The following is a 20,663-nucleotide window of genomic DNA, read 5'->3' as shown; positions in this document are numbered from 1 at the left end:
CTGCCCGGCGCCCTGGGAGGTACCCTTTCCGGCCTGCAGACAGCTCGCGGGCGGCTTTTGGGCGGCTTGCAAAAATTGAGAGGGATTTTGCAAAAACCCATCTCAATTTCCGCCGATTTTGCGACGGCTGCGCCAAACGCGCCGCGCCGCCCCCTCCCGGCACGCGGCAAGGGAACATTCCGGCCGGACTCCGGTTAGATGGGTTCCACCGCGGAGATCGATATGGCCGAATACCTCTGGCTTCTCGTGGTCCTGGGCGGACCCGTCATCATGGCAGCGCTTCTCATCTATGTCCTCCTTCGCCGGCGCAGACTGTCGCGGGGCGAACGCCGGGAGAGGGACCAGGCGACGCAGGAGCTCTATGAGAAGACGGCGACCGAGGGCGACCGGACCCGTCCGCCGGAGCATTAGGTCGGAGACGCTCGCCGGGAGGAGCGCGATGGCCGGTTCAGCCCCCGCCGCTACTCGGCCGCCTTGGAGGCAAGGTTCTCCGCCACCGCGTCGAGCGGATTGGTGGTCCCCTCCTTGCGCAGCGCCGACCAGGGCGCATGCAGCGCCCAGTAAAGGCCCTCCGGCCGGTATTCCAGCGTCACGCTGGCGGAGAAGGCAGCCGCCGCATGGCGCTCGATGATGATCGAGCCGAAGCCGCTCCGCTGCGGCGGCGCGACGGGCGGGCCGCCCTCCTCCCGCCATTCCAGCAGCACCGCCGGCTCATCCCGGCGGCTGCCGGCACAGGACCAGGAAATGTGGATGCACCCTTGCGGGCTCTGCAGCGCCCCGTATTTGATGGAATTGGTGGCAAGCTCGTGCAGCACCAGGCCGAGATTCTGAACCGCGCTGACGCCAAGGACGAAATCCTCGCCCGCGATCGCCCGTTGCTCAAGCGAGACGCCGACGGTCGACAGATGCTGGTCGATCAGTTCCCGCAGCGACACGCCGTACCAGTTTTCCTGGGCCAGCAGCTCGACCGACTGGGCGAGTCCCTGCAGCCGGCTGTCGGCCGCCTCCTGGAACTCTTCCTTGGTGGCGGACTGGCGCGCGATCTGCCGCAGGATCGCCTGAACCAGGGTCAGCACGTTCTTGGTGCGATGGACGAGTTCGCGCAGCAGCAGATGGACGCGGCTCTCGGCCTCGCTGCGGTCGAAGGAGGCGTTGCACAGGGCGATGGAGATCTGGTTGACCTCGATCACCCGGGTTTCCAGCGGCGCGACGACCTCGCCGCGCCCCATCCGCTCCGCCATCCGCGACAGGCCGGTGATCGACCGGCCGAGATGCCGGGCCACCAGATAGGCCATCAGCATGCTCAGCGCGATCAGGGCGATGCTGCCGAAGACCAGCAGCTTCCAGGTCACGACCGACGACTGCACGGCGGCAAGCGGCCCCGACAGGACGATCACCCAGGGAAAGGCGGTGAGCCGGGCATAGCCGCTCACCATCACCTCGCCGTCCTGCCGGAACTCGACCGCGTCGCTGAAGCGCCGGAAGCCGTCATGCGGATGGTGCGGGAAGGGCGTGGCGGAGGGCGGGCCATCCGTTCCGCTGGAGGCGATGACCAGTCCCTTCTGGTCGACCACGGTCACATTCCACCCGGCCGGGATCAGCTCCCGGGACAGCACGGCCTCAATCTGCTGCGTGCCCTGGGTCAGGATCAGGGCAGCGCCGACATGCCGCAACGTCTCGGGCAGCGGCAGGGTGACGTTGAACACCCATTCCTGGCCGGTCTGGCCGAAGAACATGTTGGAGACGGAGACCTGGCCGTTGGCGAGCGCTGCTTCCAGCGACAGCATGTCCGACATCGGGCCAAGCGGCGCGCCATAGGGCACCCGGGTGTTGAGGAGCTGCTGGCCGCTCTCGTCGACCAGCAGCAGATACAGGAAGTGCGAGGACAGAATGTGCTGGGTGCGGCTCTGGAAGCCCTCAAGGTCGCCCTGCTCGAGCTCGGGGAAGACGGCCAGCAGCCGCAGTGTCGAGGTCATGTCGTGCAGGTGGCGTTCGACGATGCGCCCGAGGGTGCGCGCGTCGGCCGCGGTCTTGGCGCGCAGCGCGTCGCGGTCGCTGGCCTCGATTTCGGTGAACAGGAACGCCGCGAATGCGATCAAGGGCATGGCGATCGCCGCCGCCAGAAACGTCAGATAGGACGTGATCGACGCCGTCGGAATTCGAAACGGCCATCCGGAAGACAGCTTGCGCAAACGATCCCAGTGCCTGCCGAGGCGCGCCTTGCAGCCCGCGCGATCGGCAGTCGGCACCCCTCTCTCTGGACGTTCACCCCCCAACCCCGCTGAAATGTACTACAGAATCCTCTTCTTTCCATAGGCTCGTTTTCCAGTCTGGCGAGCAAGGGAACATCGGCCCACACCCTGCGGTTCCAGGTCGTGAACACCCGACCCGCAGGAGCACGACATGGCGACACCGAACCGCAGGACCACCACCGAGGCAACCGCGCAGCGTCAGCGCGAAATCCAGGACGAGCCGGGCGGCACGACGCCTGAAGGGCGCGACGGGGCGATGCAGGCCGGCGCAAGGCGCTATCCCGAGCCGCCGCTGCCCGAACAGCACCAGCCCAAGCCCGGCGCCGAATGGGCGCTCGATCCGGTTCCCATGTGCGACGCCCCCTATTACGAAGGCTCGCGCAAGCTGCAGGACCGCGTGGCGATCATCACCGGCGGGGACTCCGGCATCGGCCGCTCCGTCGCCATTCTGTTCGCCCGCGAAGGCGCCGATGTGGTCATTTCGCATCTGAGGGAGGACAGGGACGCGAAGGACACCGCCGCGATGGTGGAGAAGGAAGGCCGCCGCTGCCTGATGAGCCGGGGCGACATCCGCGACCCCGATTATTGCGCGCAACTGGTCGCAAAGACCGTCGACACGTTCGGCCGTCTCGACATCCTCGTCAACAACGCGGCGTTCCAGGTCCATGCCGAGGCGATCGAGGACCTGTCGACCCGGCATTTCGACGAGACGATCCAGACCAACCTGCACGGCATGTTCCACATGTGCCGCGAGGCGGTGCCCCACATGAAGACCGGCGCGGCGATCATCAACACCGGCTCGGTGGTCGGGCTGGAAGGCAAGGCGCAACTGCTCGACTACGCCATCACCAAGGGCGGCATCCACGCCTTCACCAAGTCGCTGGCCGCCCAGCTCCTGCCGCGCGGCATCCGGGTGAACGCGGTCGCCCCCGGCCCGGTATGGACGCCGCTCAACCCGTCGGACCAGCCGGCGGACAGGATCGCCGAGTTCGGCGCCTCGGTGCCGATGAAGCGGCCGGCGCAGCCGGAGGAACTGGCCCCCGCCTATGTGTTCCTCGCCTCGCCGCACTGTTCCAGCTACATCACCGGGGAAGTGCTTCCGGTCGTCGGCGGCTGACGCAAGAGGGGGGGAGACCGGATATCGGGACTGGGGGGAGACTGGGGGGAGACCTGGGGGGAGCCGGCGCCGAAGACGGATCCGTTCCCGCCCGGTTCCCACCCCGCTTCAGGTTCAGGCCGGTCAGTTGGCCGCCTGGTTGTGCGAGCCGCCGGGGCGGACGACGCCGCTGAGACCGATGCCGGTGATCGCCTGATCCTGGCGCACCGCATCGGCGAGCGAGACCACGCCGGTCAGCCGCTTGTCGGCGTTCAGCACGACGAGGCGGCGGACCTGGATGTCGCCCATGTTCATGATGACGTCCTCGATCTCGTCGTCCTCGAAACAGTATTTCACGTCGCGGGACATGACGTCGCGCACGCGCCCGCCCCCGTCGAGACCGCGGGCGACGCCGCGCACGGCGATGTCGCGATCCGTCACCATGCCGACGAGTTGGTCGTTTTCGCCGACCGGCAGGAAGCCGATGTCCTGGCTCGCCATCCGCCGGGCAACCTGTTCCAGCGTGTCCTCCGGGCTGGCGATTTCCACGTCGCTGGTCATGATCTCTGAAATCTTCATCTCGTTCTCCGGGGTTGTCGGTCCGTGACAGGGAGGGCCGCAGCCAGGCGGAGCACGGCTGCGCCAACCCACGAACCGCCGGCGCGCGCCGATTGTTCCGCAAGGCCGCCCCGCGGCCGCCGCGCGGCCATCGGTCCCGGGAGGACGGGAGAGAGGGGGGCGAGCCGAGGGCACCCGGCGGCGCTGCCGAACGCCCTGTTCTGCGTGCGCCGCGCAGGAACAATCCGCCGCCCTGGCGGGTTTCTCCACTATCCGCGAACCAACGCGCAGCAACCAAGGAGGCAAGGATGCCGTATTATCCCAATGGCGACATGCGACGGGACGTCAGGTGGCGTGGCCCCTCCCGCCGCGACGACTGGGCCAGGGACAACTGGGCCAAGGACAACTGGGCAAGGGAAGTCTGGGGAACCGACGAGCGGGATGACCGGGTGCCGTATCCGAGCATCGGCGCGCTCTATGGCCCCTCGCCGCTGATCGGCGAGGCGCTCTATCCGCATCCGCGCTATCGCGACTATGACGCCCGCGACTATGACGACTACCGGCGCGACGATCCCTGGCGCGGCGGCGGATACCGATACGGGCGCGGCCGGGACGACGACGCGCGCGAGCGGGGCGACCGGCGCGCCTTCCTGGAGCGGGCGACCGACGAGGTCGCCTCGTGGTTCGGCGACGAGGACGCCGAGCGGCGGCGCGAGAGGGACAAGCATCGCGGCAAGGGCCCGCGCGGCTACAAGCGCTCGGATGCCCGGATCAGCGAGGACGTCCACGACCGGCTGAGCGATGATCCCTATCTCGACGCCACCAACATCGCCGTCGAGGTCAACGACCGCGAGGTGACGCTGAGCGGCCTCGTCGATCACCGCCACGACAAGCGCCGCGCCGAGGACTGCGCGGAATCGGTCTCCGGCGTGACCCATGTCCAGAACAACCTGCGCGTGCGCCCGCATCCGGTGCCGGCGCAGAGCGACGTGGCCTGACGGCAAATGGCCTGACGGCAAGCGCATCACGGAAACGGCTGGCGGTCTCAGGCCGCCGGCCGCTCTCAGACGTCTCCTCCCCCAGCCTCCCCCCCCGCCTCTCCGACACTCTCCAGCCTCGCCAGCAGCGGCAGGTGATCGGAGGCGATCCGCGCCAGCGGCGTGCGCAGCACCTCCACGTCGAGACAGCGCAGCCGCCCGGACAGGAAGATATGGTCGAGCCGCAGCAGCGGCAGACGGGCGGGAAAGGTCGGCCCCGCCAGGCGGCCGTCCGGCCGGCGCGCGAGGTCCAGGCGCGAGGCCAGCCGCGCGAAGGCCGGCGAGGATGGGATCGAATTGAAATCCCCCATCACGATGAGGTCCCGCCCGGCGCAGGCGGCATTGCCCAGCCAGTCTTCGCCGAGAAGGGTCGCCACCTGCTGCCGCCGCTGGCGGCGCAGGACCCCGAGATGAGTGTTGAAGACGAACAGCGGCCGCCCGCCGGCCTCGATCTCGCACCAGATCGCGCCGCGCGGCTCGCCGACCGACGGCAGCCCGCCGGTGCGGACGGTGCGCATCGGCAGCGCCGTCAGGATGGCGTCGCCGTATTTTTCCTCGGCGACATGCATCGCCGGATGGAACACCGAGGTCATCTCCAGCGCGGCGGCGATATGGTGGGCCTGATCGATGCCGCCGCTGCGGGAGCGGCCGACATCGAGCTCCTGCAGGGCGACGATGTCCGGGCGGGCCTCGGCGATCACCTCCGCCACCCGCCCCGGATCGAGACGGCGGTCGCCGCCGACGCAGCCATGCACATTGTAGGAGAGGACGCGCAAGGGACGGGTCATGCCGATCACGATATCCCGAACCAGGTCTTCAGCACCCCGGCGACCCGCAGGGCGGCCGAGCGCCCGACCTCGCCGACCCGCTGCAACGGCCAGTAGCGCCGCTTCGGATCGAGGATGCCCGATCCCAGATGCAGCAGGCCCGCCCGCTTGCGCGGATCGGCGAAATAGGGCCGCAGGCCGCGCGGCTTGACGTTGAGCTGGTCGATCACGGCAACGACCGACCCGCTTCGCGCAACGATGCCCTCGACCACGTCCGGATCGGCATCCAGATGCTCCGCCAGCAGAGAGTTGCGAAGCCTTGCGATAGCGCGCCGGGCCTCCTCACCGTGCGCCTCGACGCCCACGTCGCATTCGGTGTCGAACCCTCCCGACCGGTTGTTGAGATTGGACGAGCCCACCCGGGCGAAGCGATCGTCGACGATGATCAGCTTGGCGTGGATGAGGACTTCGCTATCCTTCCCCTCCCCGTCCGGCACCACGGCATAGCCGATGCGCAGCCGCTCGGTCCCGCCCGCCCTGAGCAACCGGCGGATCGCCAGAGTGCGCCCGTAGCCCATCGTCCATTGCTCGAGAATGCCGCGCGTGTCGCGCGTCACCAGAATGACCACTTCCGGACCATCGGGCTGGCGCAGGCGCGCGCACAGGTGACGGACGACGCGCGAGGAGGCGAGATATTGCGTCTCGATATAGATGCAGTCCCGCGCCGCATCGATGGCATCGCAGGTCAGTTGCACGGTGTCGGTCCGCCGCGCCCGCTCGCCGTCGCCGGGCTCCGCCAGGGCGATGCCGACCTCGCAGTCCAGCAGATCCGGATCAAGATCCGCCGGCCAGAGGGACGCGCCGGGCGTGCCGGGCGCAACCTCGGTGCCGGTGGCGGAGCGCCACCTGCGGCAGGCCACCTCCGCGACCAGCCGGGCCGCCTCCCCCGCGACCGCGACCTGCATGTCGTGCAGCGGCCCATACGGCGTGCCGTCGGGCCGGCGGCGGGACGGGTGGCTCGCCAGATGCGCGCGCGTGTCCCAGCGCCCTCCCGTCAGGTCGATGCCGCCAACGAAGGCGATCTCGTCGTCGATGACCACCAGCTTCTGGTGATGGGAGGCGCGAAGGGGATGGGAGAAGTCGTAGACGAGGCCGATGCGGGGATGCTCGTGCCAGTCGGTTTCCTGCAACAGCGGGATCCGGCCGCTCGAATAGACCGGCCCCTCGCCCCAGACCAGGATGCGGATCTCGATCCCGGTCTCGGCCAATGACCGCAGCCGGCTGCCGAGCGAGCCCGCCGCCTCGTCGCAGGGGCGCAGGCGGATCTCGGGATCGAAGTCCCAGCCGACGATCCAGATACAGCGACGAGCGGCCCGCAAGGCGGCGTCGAGCCGCCGGAAATAGGCCTCGCCATCGATCAGGAAGGCCAGCCGGCGCGCCTGCGCCCGGCGCCAGACGTTGCGCCCCTCGGCAAGGATCGGCGCCGGCCCAGCGCGAAAGGCTTCCGTCCGCGCCAGGGGCTCCGGTTCGTCGTGCCGGCGGCCGGGGCCGCCTCCTCCTGCTCTCAAGGCTCCCCGCCGATCCTGTTGGCCTTGTGGTCATGCCGCTGGTCGTTCTGCACCTGCTTGCTGTCCAGACCACGGGTCCTGGCGTGGCGCGACTTGTCGCGGTTCGACAGGACCATGTTGTCGCCGAGGCGATCCTTGTCGGTGAGTGTGCGGGCGCCGCTGCCGCTGCCTTTGCCCTGGGCACCGACGCCCATGTGCTTCCTGCTCGCGTTTGCCATCGGCCTCTCCCCTTCTCTCCTGCGAACCGGTCGCGGCCGGTTCGCGGCACGCCGCCGCCAGCCCTTGTGATCAACCATCGGGAGGAAAAATGGTTCCGGCGCAGCCTCAGCGGACCTGTGCCGCGGCGCCCATTGCCGGCTGTTGCCGCCGGAGGCTGTCCCCTTCCGCCGCCTCAGCCGTGGCGCGAGAGGCCGTCCAGCGAGGCGACCGGGTGGCTGGCGTCGTGTTCGAGCGAGGAATTGGGAGAGCGCTCGCCCAGCTCTTCCAGAAGCCGGTGGCGGGCGCGGTTGAGCCGGCTCTTGACCGTTCCCATGGCGCAGCCGCAGATCGCCGTCGCCTCTTCATAGGAGACGCCGCGCAGGCCGATGAGCACCAGCACCTGCCGCTGCTGCTCCGGCAGGCGCTCGATCGCCTGAGCGATCTCGCGCCCCCGGCAGGACCATTCCTGCGTCGGATCGGCGGCCGGACGCAGCGACACGCAGTCGGCCGCGCCCGGCGCCTCCCGCGTCTCGATCTTGATCTTGGTGTAGAACGTGTTCCGCATGATCGTGAAGAGCCACGACTTCATGCTCGTCCCTGGCCTGAACTGGTGAATGCTGGCAAGCGCCCGCGTCAGCGTCTCCTGGACGAGATCATCGGCGGGACTGGGTTCGCGGTAGAAGGTCCTGGCGAAGGCCCGCAAGGCGGGAATGAGGTGAACGATCTCGGTTTGCGGACCACTCAGGCCGGCACGCTTGGGCATCCCCGGCATCGGGTTCCCTCCTCGTCTGCACGAGGTCGCGAACTCATAATTCCGGCGAGAAACGGTCTGCGCGAACCTGTCTGGATACAAGCAGCAAGACCTCAGGAAACCATCAGATTTTCAAGGACTTCCGACGCCGTTGCCGGCGGGTTCGCACAGACCCGAAGGGCGCCTGCCCGGCTTTGATCTGCGGCGTCGGACCGCTCGGCCGGGGGACCTGCCCCGGCCATCGCGCTCCTCCTGGCATCTCCTTGCCGGGCCAGACGCCGTTTCCGGCACAATCATGAGTTCACGACCTAGCTGGCTGGCCCCCTTACGCCCTCCCCAACCCAACGTGGCACCGCGGTCATGGTTCCCCGCGCCCCCGAATTCCGTTCGGCCTCCGCACTCCCGACAGGCCCCGTCCCGCCCCGGCCGGCTAGTCGATGACGGCGCAGGCCTGACGGTCGCCGGCATCTCCGGTCGGCTGGCTGATATAGTCGTCCTCGCCGCCATGGATCATCAGCGCCCTGCCGCGGATGGCGTTGTCGCCGTCGAGGCTCACCATGGCGTTGAAGACCTGGGCGCGCAGCGTGCCGCCCGCATCCACCCACTGATTGGGCATGTCCCCGGCATGGGGTCCGCCTTCGGCGAGATAGCCGTGACTGGCGTCGGTGGGGTTGAAGTGGCCGCCGGCGGATTCGTGCCCGGTCTGCGCGTCGCAGGTGCCGGTCTCGTGCACATGGAACGCCACCCATTGCTCGGCCGGCAGGCCGGTGACCTCGAGTTCGATGAGCACCCCGCCGGGCGTTTCGGTCAGCGTCGCCTTGCCGTTTTCCTCGCCCGCCTGGTTGACGAAGGTCGCGCTCGCCTGCGCCCGGTTCTGGTTCTGGTTCTGATCCTGGGCGAAGGCCGGCAGCGCCGTCGCGGCAAGCAGGCTTGCTATCATGAGGGTCTTCATCGGGATCTCCTGCGGTGGTGGGATGCCGCCCAACCGCCGGCGGCCGGACTTGTTCCGGGCCGGCGGAACACCGCGCGGCGGCGGGACGTTGGGAGGGGGGGGCGTTGGGAGGATGGAAGGGCAAAAGCCGTGACACGAAGGAGACCGGCCATGACCTGCAGGACACCCGCGACAGCCCTCGGCCTGGCGCTGCTTCTGGCCTTCGCCATGCCGGCGAGCGGCCAGCCGAAACCGAAGCCGGAGACGCAGGCGCAGGCGCAGGCGCAGAACGACGAGCGCTGCCGGCTGGTGCCCGGCGAGGGCGAGGCCGCCCGCCTGCCCGGCGGACGGGTCGAGGGCGAGGACGAGAAGACCCTGTCGGACCGTCTCGGCGCCTGCGACGGCGTGCTCGAGCCGCCGCCCGCCGGCGATGCCGAGATCATCCAGCCGCCGCCCGACACCGGCGAGACGCCGGTGATCCCGCCCGAACGCCTGCCGGACCAGCCCGACGCCGACTGACGCGCCGCGGGGCGGCCTTGCCGAGGCCGGTCAGCGCGCGCTCAGCACCATCTCCCGGATCCAGCGGATCAGGAGTTCGTCATAGGAGCGCCGGCTTTCGGCGTCGGACAGGGCGTGGTCGGCCCCCTTGATGATCCGGTGGGTGATCGAGCAGGCATTGCCGAAGGCCGCCAGATAGCTGGCGATGGTCGGATGCGGCACCAGGTGATCGTTCTCCGATTCCACGATCAAGACGTCGCCGGCGAAGTCCTGGCAGTGGCGCAAGGCCCGGTTGGCGTGGCGCGGCACCTGCCGGCTGCGATAATCCTGCAAGTCGCGCCGGTCCAGCGACCGCTTGGGCGTGTCCCAGTCCTCGTCGCGATAGAGCGCGGGAACGCGCAGGGCCAGCCAGCGCACCGGGCGCGAGGAGATCAGGAACGTGCTGAGATAGGCACCGTAGCTGCTGGCGATGACGGCGATCGATGACGCATCGACGGAGGGATGCGCGGCGAGGACATCATAGGCGGCGCAGATATCGGCGAGATTGTCGGCGCGGCTGACCCGCGCCTGGTCGAGATCCGTTGCGCCATGGCCGCGCATGTCGAAGGTCAGGCAGATGCAGCCGAGCCGGGAGATCGCCCGCGAGCGTTTCTCATCGCGCGTCTGGCTGCCGGCCCAGCCGTGCACGAAGAGCACGCCCGGCCAGCCGGTGCGCGGTTCGAAGATGTGGCCGGCTAGCCGGACACCGGCCACCTCGATCTGGGTATCCGTCTTTCTCAACGCTCTTCGCCCTGCACCACGGCATATTTCAACATCGGCCCGACAGCGGCATCGGTGCCGTGGAAATAGAGTCTCGCCCCTTCCGGGGGAACCGCCGTCGCGCCGTATCGTTCCACCGAGGCGGCGACGGCATGCCGGCGGGCCGGATCCTTCGCGAAGGCCTCCAGCGCCACCAGTTCCGCCGGGCTGGCCCCGCCGACCCGCCAGGACTGTTCGAGCACGGCGCAGCGCCGCCGCCCGCCATGGTCCGTGCCGACGATCACGTCGTAGTTGCGCCGCGAGGCGACCAGCCCGAACTCGCGCTCGGCAAGCTGGTCGAACTTCAGCCCGGTCAGGCACAGGGTCGCCACCTCCGGCGAAACCAGTTTCAGCAATTGCGGAGACCTGCCCCTGACGAGAAACAGCCGCGAACCGCCATAGACCCGCTCGCCGTGGTTGTTGTCGGTCGTTTCCTGCAGGCCGACATAGGCGGCGCTGAGATCGCCGAGCACGATCTCGCCGACGCTGTAGGTCTTCGCGTCTTCCAGGTGCTCCTCCAGGACGAGACCGCCCGCGATGAGCCCGTCGTCCTGCGCCCGCGCCAGCACCTGGTCCAGCTCGCCGGCCGAGCGGGCGACGAACTGCCCGCTGCCGCCGCTCGCCCCGACCGCCTTGACCCGCACCGGCCCCTTGGCGAGCAGGCCCTCTCCCGCCCGGACCGCCCCCTCGGCCGTGAACGCGGTCGCCCCGTCGAGGACGATGTCGCGCACCGCCCCGGCAAAGCCCGTGGGCCAGCCGTCCGGCGGCTCTTCCCCCGGCGCCAGCGGATGGACGATGGCCTTGGTCGCGAGCAGGCGCGCGGGCACCCATCCGCCGAGGAACCGGCGCGGGTCGGGGCGCGCGCTTGCGAACACCTGACGGCACTCCGCGCCGCACAGGGTGCCGCGCGGAATGCAGTAGGGCAGCTCTTCGCCGCAAAAGTCCTCCAGCCGCCCGTCATAGCGGCACTGGAGCAGGTCGGCCGCATGCCGGGCAAGCGCCACATGGGTGTGCAGCGCATGGCCGGGCATGTCCTCGCAGCCCCAGGTGACCAGCGGGCCACGGCTCGAGGCGCCGTCAGCGTCGCAACCGGATCCCATGGACCATCACTCCCGGCGCCGGAGACAGGCCGACCGATCCGGCCGGCAGCGGTTACTGCTCGATCCAGCTACAGACCTGCTGGATCGACGCCGTGTAGTCGGCACCCGCGCCGGCGCCCGCACCCGGCAGGTCCATCCCGGCCGGCGGCTGGTCGCCGGTGGCGCCGGTCGACCCGGTCACGTCGCTGCCGGTGTCCGGCAGGGTGGTGGCGCCCGCCGTGTCGACGCTGACGCAATGGGAGCGGACCTGAGCCTGCTGCTCGCTGGACAGGGTATCCCAGTTGGCACGGGCCTCATCTTCCGAGCGCAGCGTGCCGGTCTGCGTGTCGCTGAAGAAGGCATCGCCGATGGCGCCATCCCAGCCCATCGGCAGATTGCCGGCGCCGCCGATGGCGGGATCGGTGCTGGTCTGGGCGACTGCCCCCGTGGCGAGGCCGAGGGACAGCGAGGCGGCGAGAAGCAATTTGTGGCAGGTCATGAACAGTCCTCCTGGTTTGTTGACGCCTGCCAACACCCGGGGGACGATTATGTTCCCTGCCGGCCGCGCTGCCGCGCAAACCCCCCGCCGCTCTCGTGCCGGTCTGTCTGGCGGCTCTTCGGATCGGCAGGCGGCGCAAGGTCCACCGGCTCGTCGATCAGCCGGGCGCTGCGCTTTCCGGTCATGTAGCGCCAGATCCATTGCAGCGAGACGAGCAGCCGCTTCTCGAAGCTGACCAGCAGCACCACATGGACGACCGCCCACAGGACCCAGGCGAACCGGCCTTTCAGGTGCCACCTGCCGAAGTCGAAGATCGCCGCGTTGCGGCCGATGACCGCCGTGTTGCCCCGGCTGCGGAAGCGGAACGGCGCGCCCCGCTCCCCCGTCTCTGCAAGACGCCTCAGCGCGCGGCCCAGCCAGCGGCCCTGCTGCTTGGCGACCTGGGCAAGGCCCGGAAGCACCTCACCGCTCGCCGGGTCTTGCAGATGGGCAAGGTCGCCCAGCACATAGACGCCCTGCCGTTCCGGCACCTCCAGATAGGGCGACACGGCGATCCGCCCGCCCTTTTCCGGCTCGATGCCGAGCCACTGCGCCGCGGGAGTGGCCTTGGTCCCCGCCGCCCAGACAATGGTGCCGGCCGGGATGGACCTGCCGCCGGCCACCACCACTTCGCCCTCGCTCATCGCCTCCACCGCGACACCCGTCATCACCTCGACGCCGAGCCGCCGCAGCCGTTGCTCGGCATAGGCGGCAAGATCCTCCGGAAAGGCCGGCAACAGGCGGGGGCCGGCCTCGACCAGCAGGACGCGGGTGTCGCGCGGGGAGATGTTGCGATGGTCATGCGCGGCCATGAACCGGCCGAGATCGACCATCGCGCCCGCCATTTCGACGCCCGTCGGCCCGCCGCCGATGATGACGCTGGTGAGCAGGCGCGCCTTGGCCTCGCTGTCGCGGGTCGCCTCGGCCTGCTCGAAGGCCATCAGCAGCCGCTGCCGGATCACCCGCGCCTCGCGGATGGTCTTCAGCCCCGGTGCCAGAGCGCGCCAGTGGTCCTTGCCGAAATAGCTGTAGTCGGAGCCGGAGGCCAGGACGAGCCGGTCGTAGGCGAGCGGCGGCAGCCGGTCGGTCAGGACGAAACGCCCCTCATGGTCGATCGCGATGACCTCGGCCAGCAGCACCGCGATATTGCGGTGGCGCCCCAGCGCGTCGCGGATCGGCTCGGCGATGTCGGCAGGCGACAGGGCGGCCGTCGCCACCTGGTAGAGCAGCGGCTGGAACAGGTTGTGATTGCGCCGGTCGATCACCGTCACGTCGATCTCCGCGCCGCCCAGGGCGCGGGCGCAGGCAAGGCCGGCGAAGCCGCCGCCGACGATGACGACATGCGGTCTGGCCGGGAGGGTGGGGGCCTTCGGCATCGTGTGTTACCTCTCGGTTCAGGCGCAGGTGGACAGGAAGAAGACGGCGCCGAAGGAAAAGACACTGGCACTGAGCGCCGCGATCGCCGCGACATAGGCGAGCGGGTAGAGGAAGCCCTGCCCCCGCCAGCGCCGCAGCAGCGCGACCAGCGCAGCTCCCGCCGCCAGATGCACCAGGAAGATCGCGACGAGCTGCAAGCGTTGCAGCGACAGGCCGCCGGCCCTCTCGAGCGCAACCTCGTGCCAGCCGAAGCGGCAGCCGACCGACAGCATGGCGTAGAGCGCGACAAAGGCCGAGGCCCAGATGGTGAAGCCGGCGCCGAGCAGGAGGAGCGAGCGCGGTCTCATGGCGCCGCCCCCCCGGAGGACGCCAGCCAGGCGAAGACGAAAGCGGCACCGATCCCGACGATCCCGGTGGCGGCGGCATAGTCGTGCCAGATCCGGCCGATGCGAAGGTCAAGGCTGCGGATCGGCGACAGGTATCCCGTCCGCCAGCGCCACAGCCCGTAACCGGCGAGCAGGGCGCCGAAACCGGCGCGCAGGCCGCACAGGGCAAAGAGCACAAGGGCTGTCGCATTGTGGGCATGGGTGGTCGGCACCGGCACGCTGGCGGCCATCAGCGCGAAGAGCAGCGCCGCCCCGCCATGGGCACCCGCGCAAAGGGCAAGACGCAGGGCGGGCGGGCCGCCGCGCGTCAGCGCCCGCACCGCATCCCGCCCAAGCAGTGCCGCCAGCAGCATGAGGACAAGACAGGTCGCGGCGAGCAGCCGATCGGGCATCGCCGGCTGCGGCGGCGGCCAGGCCGGCGCCACCAGCCACAGGAACAGTCCGCCGAACAGCAGCGAGGAGAACAGCGTCGCCTCGGCGGCGCAGGCAAGCACCATCGCCCACCAGGAGGGCGGGGTGGCTGTCTCCCAATGCGGACGGGCGGAGGCGGCGTTGCCGATCGGCAGCGCGCCGATGTCCCGCCGCGCGCCCATGCCGCCGGTCCAGGCCAGCAGCGAGACGACGGTGGCAGCGAAAGCGAAAAGCGACAGCCAGTAGAGCTTGGCGAGCAGGCACAGCACGAAGGCGGCGGTGAGGAGCCCGCTCCACAGCGGCAGGAAGGACTGGCGCGGCAGGACGATCAGCTGATCGACGCGGCCGCTGGTCATGTCGACGCCGAGCGTCTCCATCCAGCCGTTGCGGGTGAAGCCGAGATAGCCGCGCCCGCCGGCAAGCCGGGCGCCCTCCGCATCGGGCGCAAGCCGGTCGCCGCGCTCGGTGATATGCGGCAACGAGGCGAAGGCATAGGAGGTCGGCGGCGTCGGCATCGCCCATTCCAGCGTACGCGCGCCCCAAGGATTGCGCCGGAACCTTTGGCCAAAGCGCATCTGCACGACGAGGTCGATGACGAACAGCGCAAAGCCGATGATCATCACGAAGGAGCCGACGGAGGACAGGAGATTGAGCCAGTCGAGCCGCGCCTCGACCGGATAGGTGTCGACCCGGCGCGGCATGCCGCGCAGGCCCGTCAGATGCATGTGGAAGAAGGTGAGGTTGAAGCCGATGAAGATCGCCCAGAAGCCGGGCTTCGACAGCCGGTGCTCGGCACGGCGGCCGGTGAAATGCGGCAGCCAGTAATAGGCCGCCGCCATCATCGGGAAGACGAAGCCGCCGACCAGCACATAGTGCAGATGCGCGACGACGAAATGCGTGTCATGCGCCTGCCAGTTGAACGGCACCATCGCCAGCATGACGCCGGTCAGCCCGCCGATGACGAAAATGAAGAAGAAGCCGCCGAGATAGAGCATCGGCACGTCGAAGCGGGGCCGCCCGGCCGCCAGCGTCGCGATCCAGGCGAAGATCTGCACCGCCGTGGGGATCGCCACCAGCCCGCTGGCGGCGGAGAAGAACGCCAGCGCCAGATGCGGGATGCCGACGGTGAACATGTGGTGGACCCACAGGCCGAAGGACAGGAAGGCCATGGCGATCACCGCGACGATGATGGCGCGGTAGCCGATCAGCTCGTGCCGGGCGAAGGTCGGGATCATCATCGAGATCGCCCCGGCCGCCGGCAGGAAGATGATGTAGACCTCCGGATGGCCGAACAGCCAGAACAGGTGCTGCCACAAGAGCGAGTCGCCGCCGCGCAGCGGATCGAAGAACGGCAGGTCGGCGGCGCGCTCCAGCTCCAGCAGGATCGAGCCGAGGATCAGCGGCGGGAAGCCGAACAGCATCATCAGGGCGGTGACGAGCAGATACCAGGCCATGATCGGCATGCGGGCAAGGCTCATGCCGGGGGCGCGCACCTTCAACACCGAGACGGTGATCTCGATCGCCGCCGACAGCGCCGAGATTTCCACGAAGGTGATGCCGAGCAGCCAGACATCGGCATTGATGCCGGGCGAATAGGTCGAGGAGGACAGCGGCGTGTACATGAACCAGCCGCTGTCCGGCGCAACGCCGGCGACCATCGCGCCGAGCAGGATCGAGGCGCCGAAGATGTAGCACCAGAAGCCGTAGGCGGTGAGGCGCGGGAAGGCGAGATCGCGCGCGCCCAGCAGCTTGGGCAGGAGGTAGATCGCAAAGCCCTCGAACATCGGGATCGCGAACAGGAACATCATCACCGTGCCGTGCATGGTGAAGATCTGGCCATAGGCCTCCGGCCCGACAAAGGCCGTGCTCGAGGTCGCGAGTTGCACGCGGATCAGCATGGCGAGCAGCCCGCCGACGACGAAGAAGAAGAAGGCCGCGAGGATGAAGCGCTTGCCGAGCACCGTGTGATTGACCGCCGACAGCCGGCGCCAGCCGGCCGGCGTGTCCCACAGCGCCGCAAGCTCCCGGTGCAGGCGGAGCGGGGTCTGCCGCGAGGGACGCGCGCTCATTCTCCGCCCTCCCCGGCCGCGTCCGCTTCCGGAGCGAGCGGCGCGACGATCCCGCGGAATGTCTCCTCCTCGTGCACCTCCACGTCGAAGCGCATCGGCGCGTGACCGATGCCGCAATATTCGGCGCAGACGCCGCCGTATTTTCCGATCCTGTCGGCATGCAGCCGCAGGATGTTCGTGTGTCCGGGAATGGCGTCGAGCTTGCCGGCCAGGCGCGGCACCCAGAACGAATGGATGACATCCTCGCTGGTCAGCACGATGTCGACATCGCGCCCGGCGGGCAGATGCAGCAGATTGGTCGTGACATGGCCGCCGGGATAGTGGAACTGCCAGATCCACTGGCGCGCCACCGCCTCGATGCGCAGCGCCGCCGGCTCCCGCGCCGCGGCGATGCCCCGCTCCCCCAGCGCGAAGGCGGCCGCCACCAGACCCGCCAGCAGGACAAGGGGGATGACGAGCCCGCCCCACAGGATCAGCCGCGCCTCGCCGAAGGCGCGCAGCCAGGCGGGCCGGACGACGGCCAGCACCAGCACCGAGGCGGTGGCGATGAAGATCCCCGTGCCGGCATAGGCCATGACCCACCACAGCGTCGTGGCATCGCGCGCCGACGCACTCTCCGGCTCCAGCACCGACAGCGGCCCCGAACAGGCGGACAGAACCAGGCAGCCGGCCAAAACGCCGGCCGATCGGAACCAAACGCCGGGGCCGGGCCTTTCCTGCCAGAAGGGAGCCGCACGATGAACGAAATGAAACCCAGCGACAGTCCGGTCATCGAGAAGGTCGCGGAAGAATCCGTCGCCTCCGCCGTCGCCGTTGCCGGGCACCCGCTGCATGCGATGAGCGTGCACTTTCCGATTGCCCTGGTCGTTGCCACGCTCGGCTGCGACCTGCTGCTGTGGTGGAGCGCAGATCCGTTCTGGCTGCGCGCCGGCCTGTGGGCATCCGGCGGCGCGTTTCTTGCCGGCGTCGGCGCGGGACTGGTCGGCACGGCCGAACTCCTCCTGGTTGCCGGCATCCGCATCCGGGTGGCGAGCTGGACCCATGCGGTTGCCGCGATGATGCTGATCGCGATAGCGGGAACCAACTGGGGCCTGCGCCTGGCGGATCCGGCTGCCGTGCTGCCCTACGGCCTGATGCTGTCGCTCCTGGCGAGCGTCTTCACGGGAGTTGCCGGATGGCATGGCGGCAAACTGGTGTTCGATCACGGCATCGGCCTCATCATCTCGGAAGAAGATTGAACGCGCCGGCAAGGCGTCGCAGCCCGCCGGGCTCGGACAGGATCGCGGGGAGCAGGCCCGCAAGGTCGGGCTTGGCCAGCACCAGCAGCAGGATCGCGGCGGACGCCAGCAGGACCGCCGTCACCGCGGCCGTCCAGCGCCACAGCGGATAGGTGCGCCCCCGTCTGAACAGGCTGACGATGACCGTGCCAGCGAGCACATGCAGCACCACCAGCACAGCAACGAAAGCCAGCTTGAGAAAGAACCAGACGTCGAATGTCTGCCGCAGGAACACCAGCGCCGTGCCGCTGGCGACGGCGAGGAAGGCGGCCGGCGAGACGATCCCGACATAGAGAAAGCGCACGAGGGCATGCAGCCGGTGGAAGCTGTCGCGGTCGCGGACCCGCGTGCGGCGGAGATAGAGCCCCGGCAGGCAGACAAGCCCGGCGACCCAGAAGGCAATGGCGGCGAGATGCAGGCCTTTCACCCAGAGCATCAGGGGACCGGCCGCGACGCAGGCGCCCCCCACGCCGCCAGCAGCAGCACCGCCGCGGCGAGATAGGGCAGCGAGGCCGGCACCCACATGATCAGCCCAGCTAGCTGCTGGTCGGCAAGCGGCGACAATCCGTAGGGCTCGGCCGAGGCCAGATGCGGCGTGTAAAGCGGCCGGCGGGCAAAGGTGAGCAACGCGCCGAGCATGCCCATCTGCACCATGGTGGCGAGCAGGGCGAACACGGCGAGCCCCGGATGCATTTCGCGCGCCAGAACGCCGCGCCACAGAAGAAAGGCGGCCGTCAGCAGGCTCGACTGCATCGCCCAGTAGGGCAGCGCCCCGACAATCGCGACCTCATAGACCTGTGGGACATGCCAGAACCACAGGATCGCCGCGTTGACGGCGACAAGGACACTCAGCGGCAGCGCGGGGCCGGGGATCCGCACCTCGCGAAAGGCCAGGGCCAGCAGCGGCGCCGCGACGCCGATCAACAGGGTGTGATGGGCAACCCGCGCGGAGAACAGCGCGACCGTCAGCGCGCAGAGCGGCGAGACGAACAGCAGCAGAAGAAGGCCGGTGCCCGCCAGCAGCGCCGGCCGGTCACGCCGGCGGCCGACCCTCGCATGGATGGCGACGAGGGCGACGCACAGGGCGATCGCCACCGGATCGACATTCCAGGCAAGGGCCAAGTTCTGCGGCTCCGGCGCCGCCCCACAGTAGAATTCGGGCATGACGGTTCCCCCTCGCGATCGGGACCGTAACGCCCCGCCCCGGCAAAAGTTCCCCTCCCGCCGCCCTTCGCCGCGCTCGCGCCCCTGCCCCGGCAGGCGGCGGCAAGGCCCCTACCTGTCGGCCGGACCGCCGTCGCCGTACTGCCGCCGGCGCTGCTCGGCGAGCGCGCTCTCCAGCTTGCGGGCAAGGTCGAGAAGACGCTCCGGCACCGGCTCGCTCTCGACCTGCCGCAGCAGGCTGCGATAGTCGCCCCTGCGAGCGCGCCGGCGCTCCTTGCGGGGATCATCCGTGTCCTGCATCGCTGTCACCGCGGCTTTCTTGTCTTGCGTTTCTGACGTTGCCCCGATCCCCATGCCGGGCCGAGGCGGATCCGCATCGGCGGATCGGACGGTGTCCCACCCGCCCGGACAGACAGACCAGGGCGAGGCGGGGCGGATCGCCCTCTTCGCCTGCTGCGGCGGGTGGTTCTGCTCGTCCGGGTTGGGCAGCGGCTCCTCGTCGGGGAGCCGTTCGGGATCGGGTTCGCGCACCGGCTGCGGCGGAAACGGCAGCGGCAGCGGCGGCGTGTCCGGGTCGGGAAGAGGGCGGGGCGTGGTCATGGCAAGGTCTCCTTTTGCCGCAAACCCCGTCCGGTGCCGCCGTGTTCCGCGGGGTCGGAACCCGCGCCCTTTCCCGGCAGCGGAACAGCTTCACCCAGCATTCGGCGCACCCAGACCTGCTTGATCGCAACGAGACAGACGACCGCGAGCGGCGTTGCCAGCAGGATTCCGAGCGGGCCGAAGAGAATGCCGAAAGCCAGCAGCGCGAACAGCGTCACCGCCGGCGGCAGGGCGACGGCCTGCTGCTGGATCAGCGGGTTGAGCAGGTTTCCCTCCATCTGCTGGATCGCCAGATACAGCAGCAGGACCCAGATCGCCGTGGCGGTATCGACGGACAGCGCGATGGCGAGCGCGGGAACGGTCGCCAGCACCGGCCCGACAAAGGGGACGAATTCGAGGATGCCGGCGATGAAGCCGAGCGCCAGCGCCGCCTCGATGCCCAGCGCCCACAGGCCAAGGAAAGTGAGCGTGCCGACCACCAGCATCGAGGCGATCTGGCCCATCAGCCAGCGCTGCAGCGCAGTGCCCAGCGCATCAAGGGTGCTGGCGGCACCGGCACGCAACCGGCGCGGAAACAACAGCAGAAAGCCGTGGAGGTAGAGGCCCGGATGGGAGCCCATATAGAGCCCCGCGACAACCACCAGAACCACGTTCGCCAGCAGCGTCAGGGCCCATCCCGACAGGCCGGCGATCCGGCTCATCACGTCCACCTCGGACATCATGGCTTCCGCCCGCTCGACCAGCCATTCGCCGATGTTGCCGCCGCCGAGCCAACGTTCGAGCGGCGCCAGCAGCTCCGGCAGTTGGTCGCGCAACTGCACGAGCTGCGCCTGAAGCTGTGACCCGAGAACGGCGAAAAACAGGACGATCGACAGGACCGCGGCGAGATTCGCAACCGCGAATGACCAGCCGTTGCCCATGCCGGTGGCCCGGGAAACAAGGGAGGCGAGGCCGCGCAGGGCCACGGCGAGCAGGATCGCCGCGAAGACCAGCAACAGGAGATGCCGCAGGCACCACAGCGCCAGCACCGCAATCACGGCGAAGGCAACGGCCAGCAGTCGCTGCGCGAAGGGACTGAGAGCAGGCGGGGGGTTCGAACCCTTCATCCGCGGCTGCGCCGGATCAGGCGACCGCGCGTCGCGGCGGGACCGCAAAACGGGATGTCGATGGCGCGCATGCAAGCGTCTCCGGTCTGCCTCTCGTCGCAGCCCAACTGCCGAACGCGCCGTTTGTTCGCCGCATTCCTGCACCTGCTCCGACGCTGCTCCGGCGCTGCCCCCGCTGCTGCTCCCGGCGCTGCGCGGTTCC

Annotated in this window: 23 protein-coding genes; 5 read left to right on the top strand and 18 right to left on the bottom strand. The window is 69.4% G+C overall.

All coding sequences use genetic code 11. The features are described from left to right. Nucleotides 1–198 precede the first annotated feature (198 nt). On the top strand, nucleotides 199–411 hold the full coding sequence (locus TSB10GB4_RS17070) for a hypothetical protein (protein WP_244570941.1): 213 nt from the start codon (nucleotides 199–201) through the stop codon (nucleotides 409–411). Between the two features lie 50 nt (nucleotides 412–461). Here the strand turns inward: TSB10GB4_RS17070 and TSB10GB4_RS17065 are convergent, their stop codons facing one another. After that, entirely contained in the window at nucleotides 462–2,105 is a 1,644-nt protein-coding gene (locus tag TSB10GB4_RS17065; protein WP_186396711.1) for a sensor histidine kinase, read from the bottom strand. A 298-nt stretch (nucleotides 2,106–2,403) separates the two neighbouring features. Here TSB10GB4_RS17065 and TSB10GB4_RS17060 point away from each other — a divergent pair, with 298 nt between their 5' ends. Further along, complete coding sequence (locus TSB10GB4_RS17060; RefSeq protein ID WP_186396710.1) at nucleotides 2,404–3,369, top strand: SDR family oxidoreductase; 966 nt, start codon at nucleotides 2,404–2,406, stop codon at nucleotides 3,367–3,369. Between the two features lie 123 nt (nucleotides 3,370–3,492). Here TSB10GB4_RS17060 and TSB10GB4_RS17055 read toward each other — a convergent pair whose 3' ends face one another. Further along, entirely contained in the window at nucleotides 3,493–3,927 is a 435-nt protein-coding gene (locus TSB10GB4_RS17055) for a CBS domain-containing protein (protein WP_186388187.1), read from the bottom strand. 287 nt (nucleotides 3,928–4,214) lie between these two features. On the opposite strand from TSB10GB4_RS17055, the gene TSB10GB4_RS17050 reads away from it, so the two are divergent. Continuing rightward, nucleotides 4,215–4,904, top strand: coding sequence for a BON domain-containing protein (locus TSB10GB4_RS17050; RefSeq protein WP_244301405.1), 690 nt, complete (start codon nucleotides 4,215–4,217; stop codon nucleotides 4,902–4,904). A 65-nt stretch (nucleotides 4,905–4,969) separates the two neighbouring features. Here the strand turns inward: TSB10GB4_RS17050 and TSB10GB4_RS17045 are convergent, their stop codons facing one another. The 5 genes from TSB10GB4_RS17045 to TSB10GB4_RS17025 all read right to left on the bottom strand — a co-directional run bounded on the left by TSB10GB4_RS17045 (nucleotide 4,970) and on the right by TSB10GB4_RS17025 (nucleotide 9,179). After that, nucleotides 4,970–5,731 (bottom strand): endonuclease/exonuclease/phosphatase family protein, encoded by a 762-nt coding sequence (locus TSB10GB4_RS17045; RefSeq protein ID WP_186396709.1) that lies wholly within the window; start codon nucleotides 5,729–5,731, stop codon nucleotides 4,970–4,972. 5 nt (nucleotides 5,732–5,736) lie between these two features. Then, entirely contained in the window at nucleotides 5,737–7,278 is a 1,542-nt protein-coding gene (locus TSB10GB4_RS17040; RefSeq protein WP_186396708.1) for a phospholipase D-like domain-containing protein, read from the bottom strand. Next, complete coding sequence (locus TSB10GB4_RS17035; protein WP_186396707.1) at nucleotides 7,275–7,496, bottom strand: hypothetical protein; 222 nt, start codon at nucleotides 7,494–7,496, stop codon at nucleotides 7,275–7,277. Before TSB10GB4_RS17035 ends, TSB10GB4_RS17040 begins: the two co-directional genes overlap by 4 nt. Nucleotides 7,497–7,669: 173 nt before the next feature. Further along, nucleotides 7,670–8,248, bottom strand: coding sequence for a sigma-70 family RNA polymerase sigma factor (locus TSB10GB4_RS17030; RefSeq protein WP_244301404.1), 579 nt, complete (start codon nucleotides 8,246–8,248; stop codon nucleotides 7,670–7,672). Between the two features lie 409 nt (nucleotides 8,249–8,657). After that, nucleotides 8,658–9,179: a superoxide dismutase family protein gene (locus tag TSB10GB4_RS17025; RefSeq protein ID WP_186396706.1), complete on the bottom strand. Its 522-nt coding sequence runs from the start codon at nucleotides 9,177–9,179 to the stop codon at nucleotides 8,658–8,660. A 150-nt stretch (nucleotides 9,180–9,329) separates the two neighbouring features. On the opposite strand from TSB10GB4_RS17025, the gene TSB10GB4_RS17020 reads away from it, so the two are divergent. Beyond that, a complete protein-coding gene (locus TSB10GB4_RS17020; protein ID WP_186396705.1) occupies nucleotides 9,330–9,677 on the top strand; it encodes a hypothetical protein in 348 nt (115 codons plus the stop codon). 30 nt (nucleotides 9,678–9,707) lie between these two features. On the opposite strand, the gene TSB10GB4_RS17015 is transcribed toward TSB10GB4_RS17020, so the two are convergent. Genes TSB10GB4_RS17015 through coxB form a run of 7 tightly spaced genes read right to left on the bottom strand, consistent with a single transcriptional unit; the run spans nucleotide 9,708 to nucleotide 16,988 of the window. After that, nucleotides 9,708–10,436: a S9 family peptidase gene (locus TSB10GB4_RS17015; RefSeq protein WP_186396704.1), complete on the bottom strand. Its 729-nt coding sequence runs from the start codon at nucleotides 10,434–10,436 to the stop codon at nucleotides 9,708–9,710. Next, nucleotides 10,433–11,554 carry a DUF3182 family protein gene (locus tag TSB10GB4_RS17010; protein WP_186396703.1) on the bottom strand — a complete coding sequence of 374 codons (1,122 nt, stop codon included), beginning with the start codon at nucleotides 11,552–11,554 and terminating at the stop codon, nucleotides 10,433–10,435. The genes TSB10GB4_RS17015 and TSB10GB4_RS17010 overlap by 4 nt, the downstream gene beginning before the upstream one ends. 52 nt (nucleotides 11,555–11,606) lie before the next feature. After that, the gene (locus TSB10GB4_RS17005) at nucleotides 11,607–12,032 is read right to left on the bottom strand and encodes a hypothetical protein (protein ID WP_186396702.1); all 426 of its coding nucleotides are present in this window, start codon (nucleotides 12,030–12,032) and stop codon (nucleotides 11,607–11,609) included. A gap of 47 nt (nucleotides 12,033–12,079) precedes the next feature. After that, nucleotides 12,080–13,447, bottom strand: a complete 1,368-nt coding sequence (locus TSB10GB4_RS17000; protein WP_186396701.1) for an NAD(P)/FAD-dependent oxidoreductase — start codon at nucleotides 13,445–13,447, stop codon at nucleotides 12,080–12,082. 18 nt (nucleotides 13,448–13,465) lie between these two features. Next, entirely contained in the window at nucleotides 13,466–13,795 is a 330-nt protein-coding gene (locus TSB10GB4_RS16995; protein ID WP_186396700.1) for a hypothetical protein, read from the bottom strand. Continuing rightward, a complete protein-coding gene (gene ctaD, locus TSB10GB4_RS16990) occupies nucleotides 13,792–16,314 on the bottom strand; it encodes a cytochrome c oxidase subunit I (protein WP_186396699.1) in 2,523 nt (840 codons plus the stop codon). Before ctaD ends, TSB10GB4_RS16995 begins: the two co-directional genes overlap by 4 nt. Beyond that, nucleotides 16,311–16,988 carry a cytochrome c oxidase subunit II gene (gene coxB, locus TSB10GB4_RS16985; RefSeq protein ID WP_244570940.1) on the bottom strand — a complete coding sequence of 226 codons (678 nt, stop codon included), beginning with the start codon at nucleotides 16,986–16,988 and terminating at the stop codon, nucleotides 16,311–16,313. Before coxB ends, ctaD begins: the two co-directional genes overlap by 4 nt. A 72-nt stretch (nucleotides 16,989–17,060) precedes the next feature. On the opposite strand from coxB, the gene TSB10GB4_RS16980 reads away from it, so the two are divergent. Continuing rightward, complete coding sequence (locus TSB10GB4_RS16980) at nucleotides 17,061–17,552, top strand: DUF2231 domain-containing protein (RefSeq protein WP_244570951.1); 492 nt, start codon at nucleotides 17,061–17,063, stop codon at nucleotides 17,550–17,552. On the opposite strand, the gene TSB10GB4_RS16975 is transcribed toward TSB10GB4_RS16980, so the two are convergent. The 4 genes from TSB10GB4_RS16975 to TSB10GB4_RS16960 all read right to left on the bottom strand — a co-directional run bounded on the left by TSB10GB4_RS16975 (nucleotide 17,533) and on the right by TSB10GB4_RS16960 (nucleotide 20,536). Then, the gene (locus tag TSB10GB4_RS16975) at nucleotides 17,533–18,027 is read right to left on the bottom strand and encodes a CopD family protein (protein WP_186396696.1); all 495 of its coding nucleotides are present in this window, start codon (nucleotides 18,025–18,027) and stop codon (nucleotides 17,533–17,535) included. The genes TSB10GB4_RS16980 and TSB10GB4_RS16975 overlap by 20 nt on opposite strands. Then, the gene (locus TSB10GB4_RS16970; protein WP_186396695.1) at nucleotides 18,027–18,755 is read right to left on the bottom strand and encodes a cytochrome c oxidase assembly protein; all 729 of its coding nucleotides are present in this window, start codon (nucleotides 18,753–18,755) and stop codon (nucleotides 18,027–18,029) included. The genes TSB10GB4_RS16975 and TSB10GB4_RS16970 overlap by 1 nt, the downstream gene beginning before the upstream one ends. A gap of 111 nt (nucleotides 18,756–18,866) precedes the next feature. Then, nucleotides 18,867–19,355: a hypothetical protein gene (locus TSB10GB4_RS16965; protein ID WP_186396857.1), complete on the bottom strand. Its 489-nt coding sequence runs from the start codon at nucleotides 19,353–19,355 to the stop codon at nucleotides 18,867–18,869. Further along, nucleotides 19,352–20,536, bottom strand: a complete 1,185-nt coding sequence (locus TSB10GB4_RS16960; RefSeq protein ID WP_244570939.1) for an AI-2E family transporter — start codon at nucleotides 20,534–20,536, stop codon at nucleotides 19,352–19,354. Before TSB10GB4_RS16960 ends, TSB10GB4_RS16965 begins: the two co-directional genes overlap by 4 nt. Nucleotides 20,537–20,663 lie beyond the last annotated feature (127 nt).

The sequence above is a fragment of the Stappia sp. TSB10GB4 genome (assembly GCF_900185745.1).
Lineage (GTDB): Bacteria > Pseudomonadota > Alphaproteobacteria > Rhizobiales > Stappiaceae > Stappia.
This window is presented reverse-complemented; position numbering and strand designations above follow the sequence as displayed.

Bases quoted from the DNA above. Each gene is read 5' to 3' on its own strand.
- TSB10GB4_RS17055 (WP_186388187.1), bottom strand. From the start codon at position 3,927: ATGAAGATTTCAGAGATCATGACCAGCGACGTGGAAATCGCCAGCCCG.
- TSB10GB4_RS17025 (WP_186396706.1), bottom strand. From the start codon at position 9,179: ATGAAGACCCTCATGATAGCAAGCCTGCTTGCCGCGACGGCGCTGCCG.
- TSB10GB4_RS17010 (WP_186396703.1), bottom strand. From the start codon at position 11,554: ATGGGATCCGGTTGCGACGCTGACGGCGCCTCGAGCCGTGGCCCGCTG.
- TSB10GB4_RS16965 (WP_186396857.1), bottom strand. From the start codon at position 19,355: ATGACCACGCCCCGCCCTCTTCCCGACCCGGACACGCCGCCGCTGCCG.
- TSB10GB4_RS17000 (WP_186396701.1), bottom strand. From the start codon at position 13,447: ATGCCGAAGGCCCCCACCCTCCCGGCCAGACCGCATGTCGTCATCGTC.
- TSB10GB4_RS17070 (WP_244570941.1), top strand. From the start codon at position 199: ATGGGTTCCACCGCGGAGATCGATATGGCCGAATACCTCTGGCTTCTC.
- TSB10GB4_RS16980 (WP_244570951.1), top strand. From the start codon at position 17,061: ATGAAACCCAGCGACAGTCCGGTCATCGAGAAGGTCGCGGAAGAATCC.
- ctaD (WP_186396699.1), bottom strand. From the start codon at position 16,314: ATGAGCGCGCGTCCCTCGCGGCAGACCCCGCTCCGCCTGCACCGGGAG.
- TSB10GB4_RS17035 (WP_186396707.1), bottom strand. From the start codon at position 7,496: ATGGCAAACGCGAGCAGGAAGCACATGGGCGTCGGTGCCCAGGGCAAA.
- TSB10GB4_RS16975 (WP_186396696.1), bottom strand. From the start codon at position 18,027: ATGCTCTGGGTGAAAGGCCTGCATCTCGCCGCCATTGCCTTCTGGGTC.
- TSB10GB4_RS17050 (WP_244301405.1), top strand. From the start codon at position 4,215: ATGCCGTATTATCCCAATGGCGACATGCGACGGGACGTCAGGTGGCGT.
- TSB10GB4_RS17005 (WP_186396702.1), bottom strand. From the start codon at position 12,032: ATGACCTGCCACAAATTGCTTCTCGCCGCCTCGCTGTCCCTCGGCCTC.
- TSB10GB4_RS17060 (WP_186396710.1), top strand. From the start codon at position 2,404: ATGGCGACACCGAACCGCAGGACCACCACCGAGGCAACCGCGCAGCGT.
- TSB10GB4_RS17020 (WP_186396705.1), top strand. From the start codon at position 9,330: ATGACCTGCAGGACACCCGCGACAGCCCTCGGCCTGGCGCTGCTTCTG.
- TSB10GB4_RS17065 (WP_186396711.1), bottom strand. From the start codon at position 2,105: ATGCCCTTGATCGCATTCGCGGCGTTCCTGTTCACCGAAATCGAGGCC.
- TSB10GB4_RS16970 (WP_186396695.1), bottom strand. From the start codon at position 18,755: ATGCCCGAATTCTACTGTGGGGCGGCGCCGGAGCCGCAGAACTTGGCC.
- TSB10GB4_RS17030 (WP_244301404.1), bottom strand. From the start codon at position 8,248: ATGCCGGGGATGCCCAAGCGTGCCGGCCTGAGTGGTCCGCAAACCGAG.
- TSB10GB4_RS17045 (WP_186396709.1), bottom strand. From the start codon at position 5,731: ATGACCCGTCCCTTGCGCGTCCTCTCCTACAATGTGCATGGCTGCGTC.
- TSB10GB4_RS16995 (WP_186396700.1), bottom strand. From the start codon at position 13,795: ATGAGACCGCGCTCGCTCCTCCTGCTCGGCGCCGGCTTCACCATCTGG.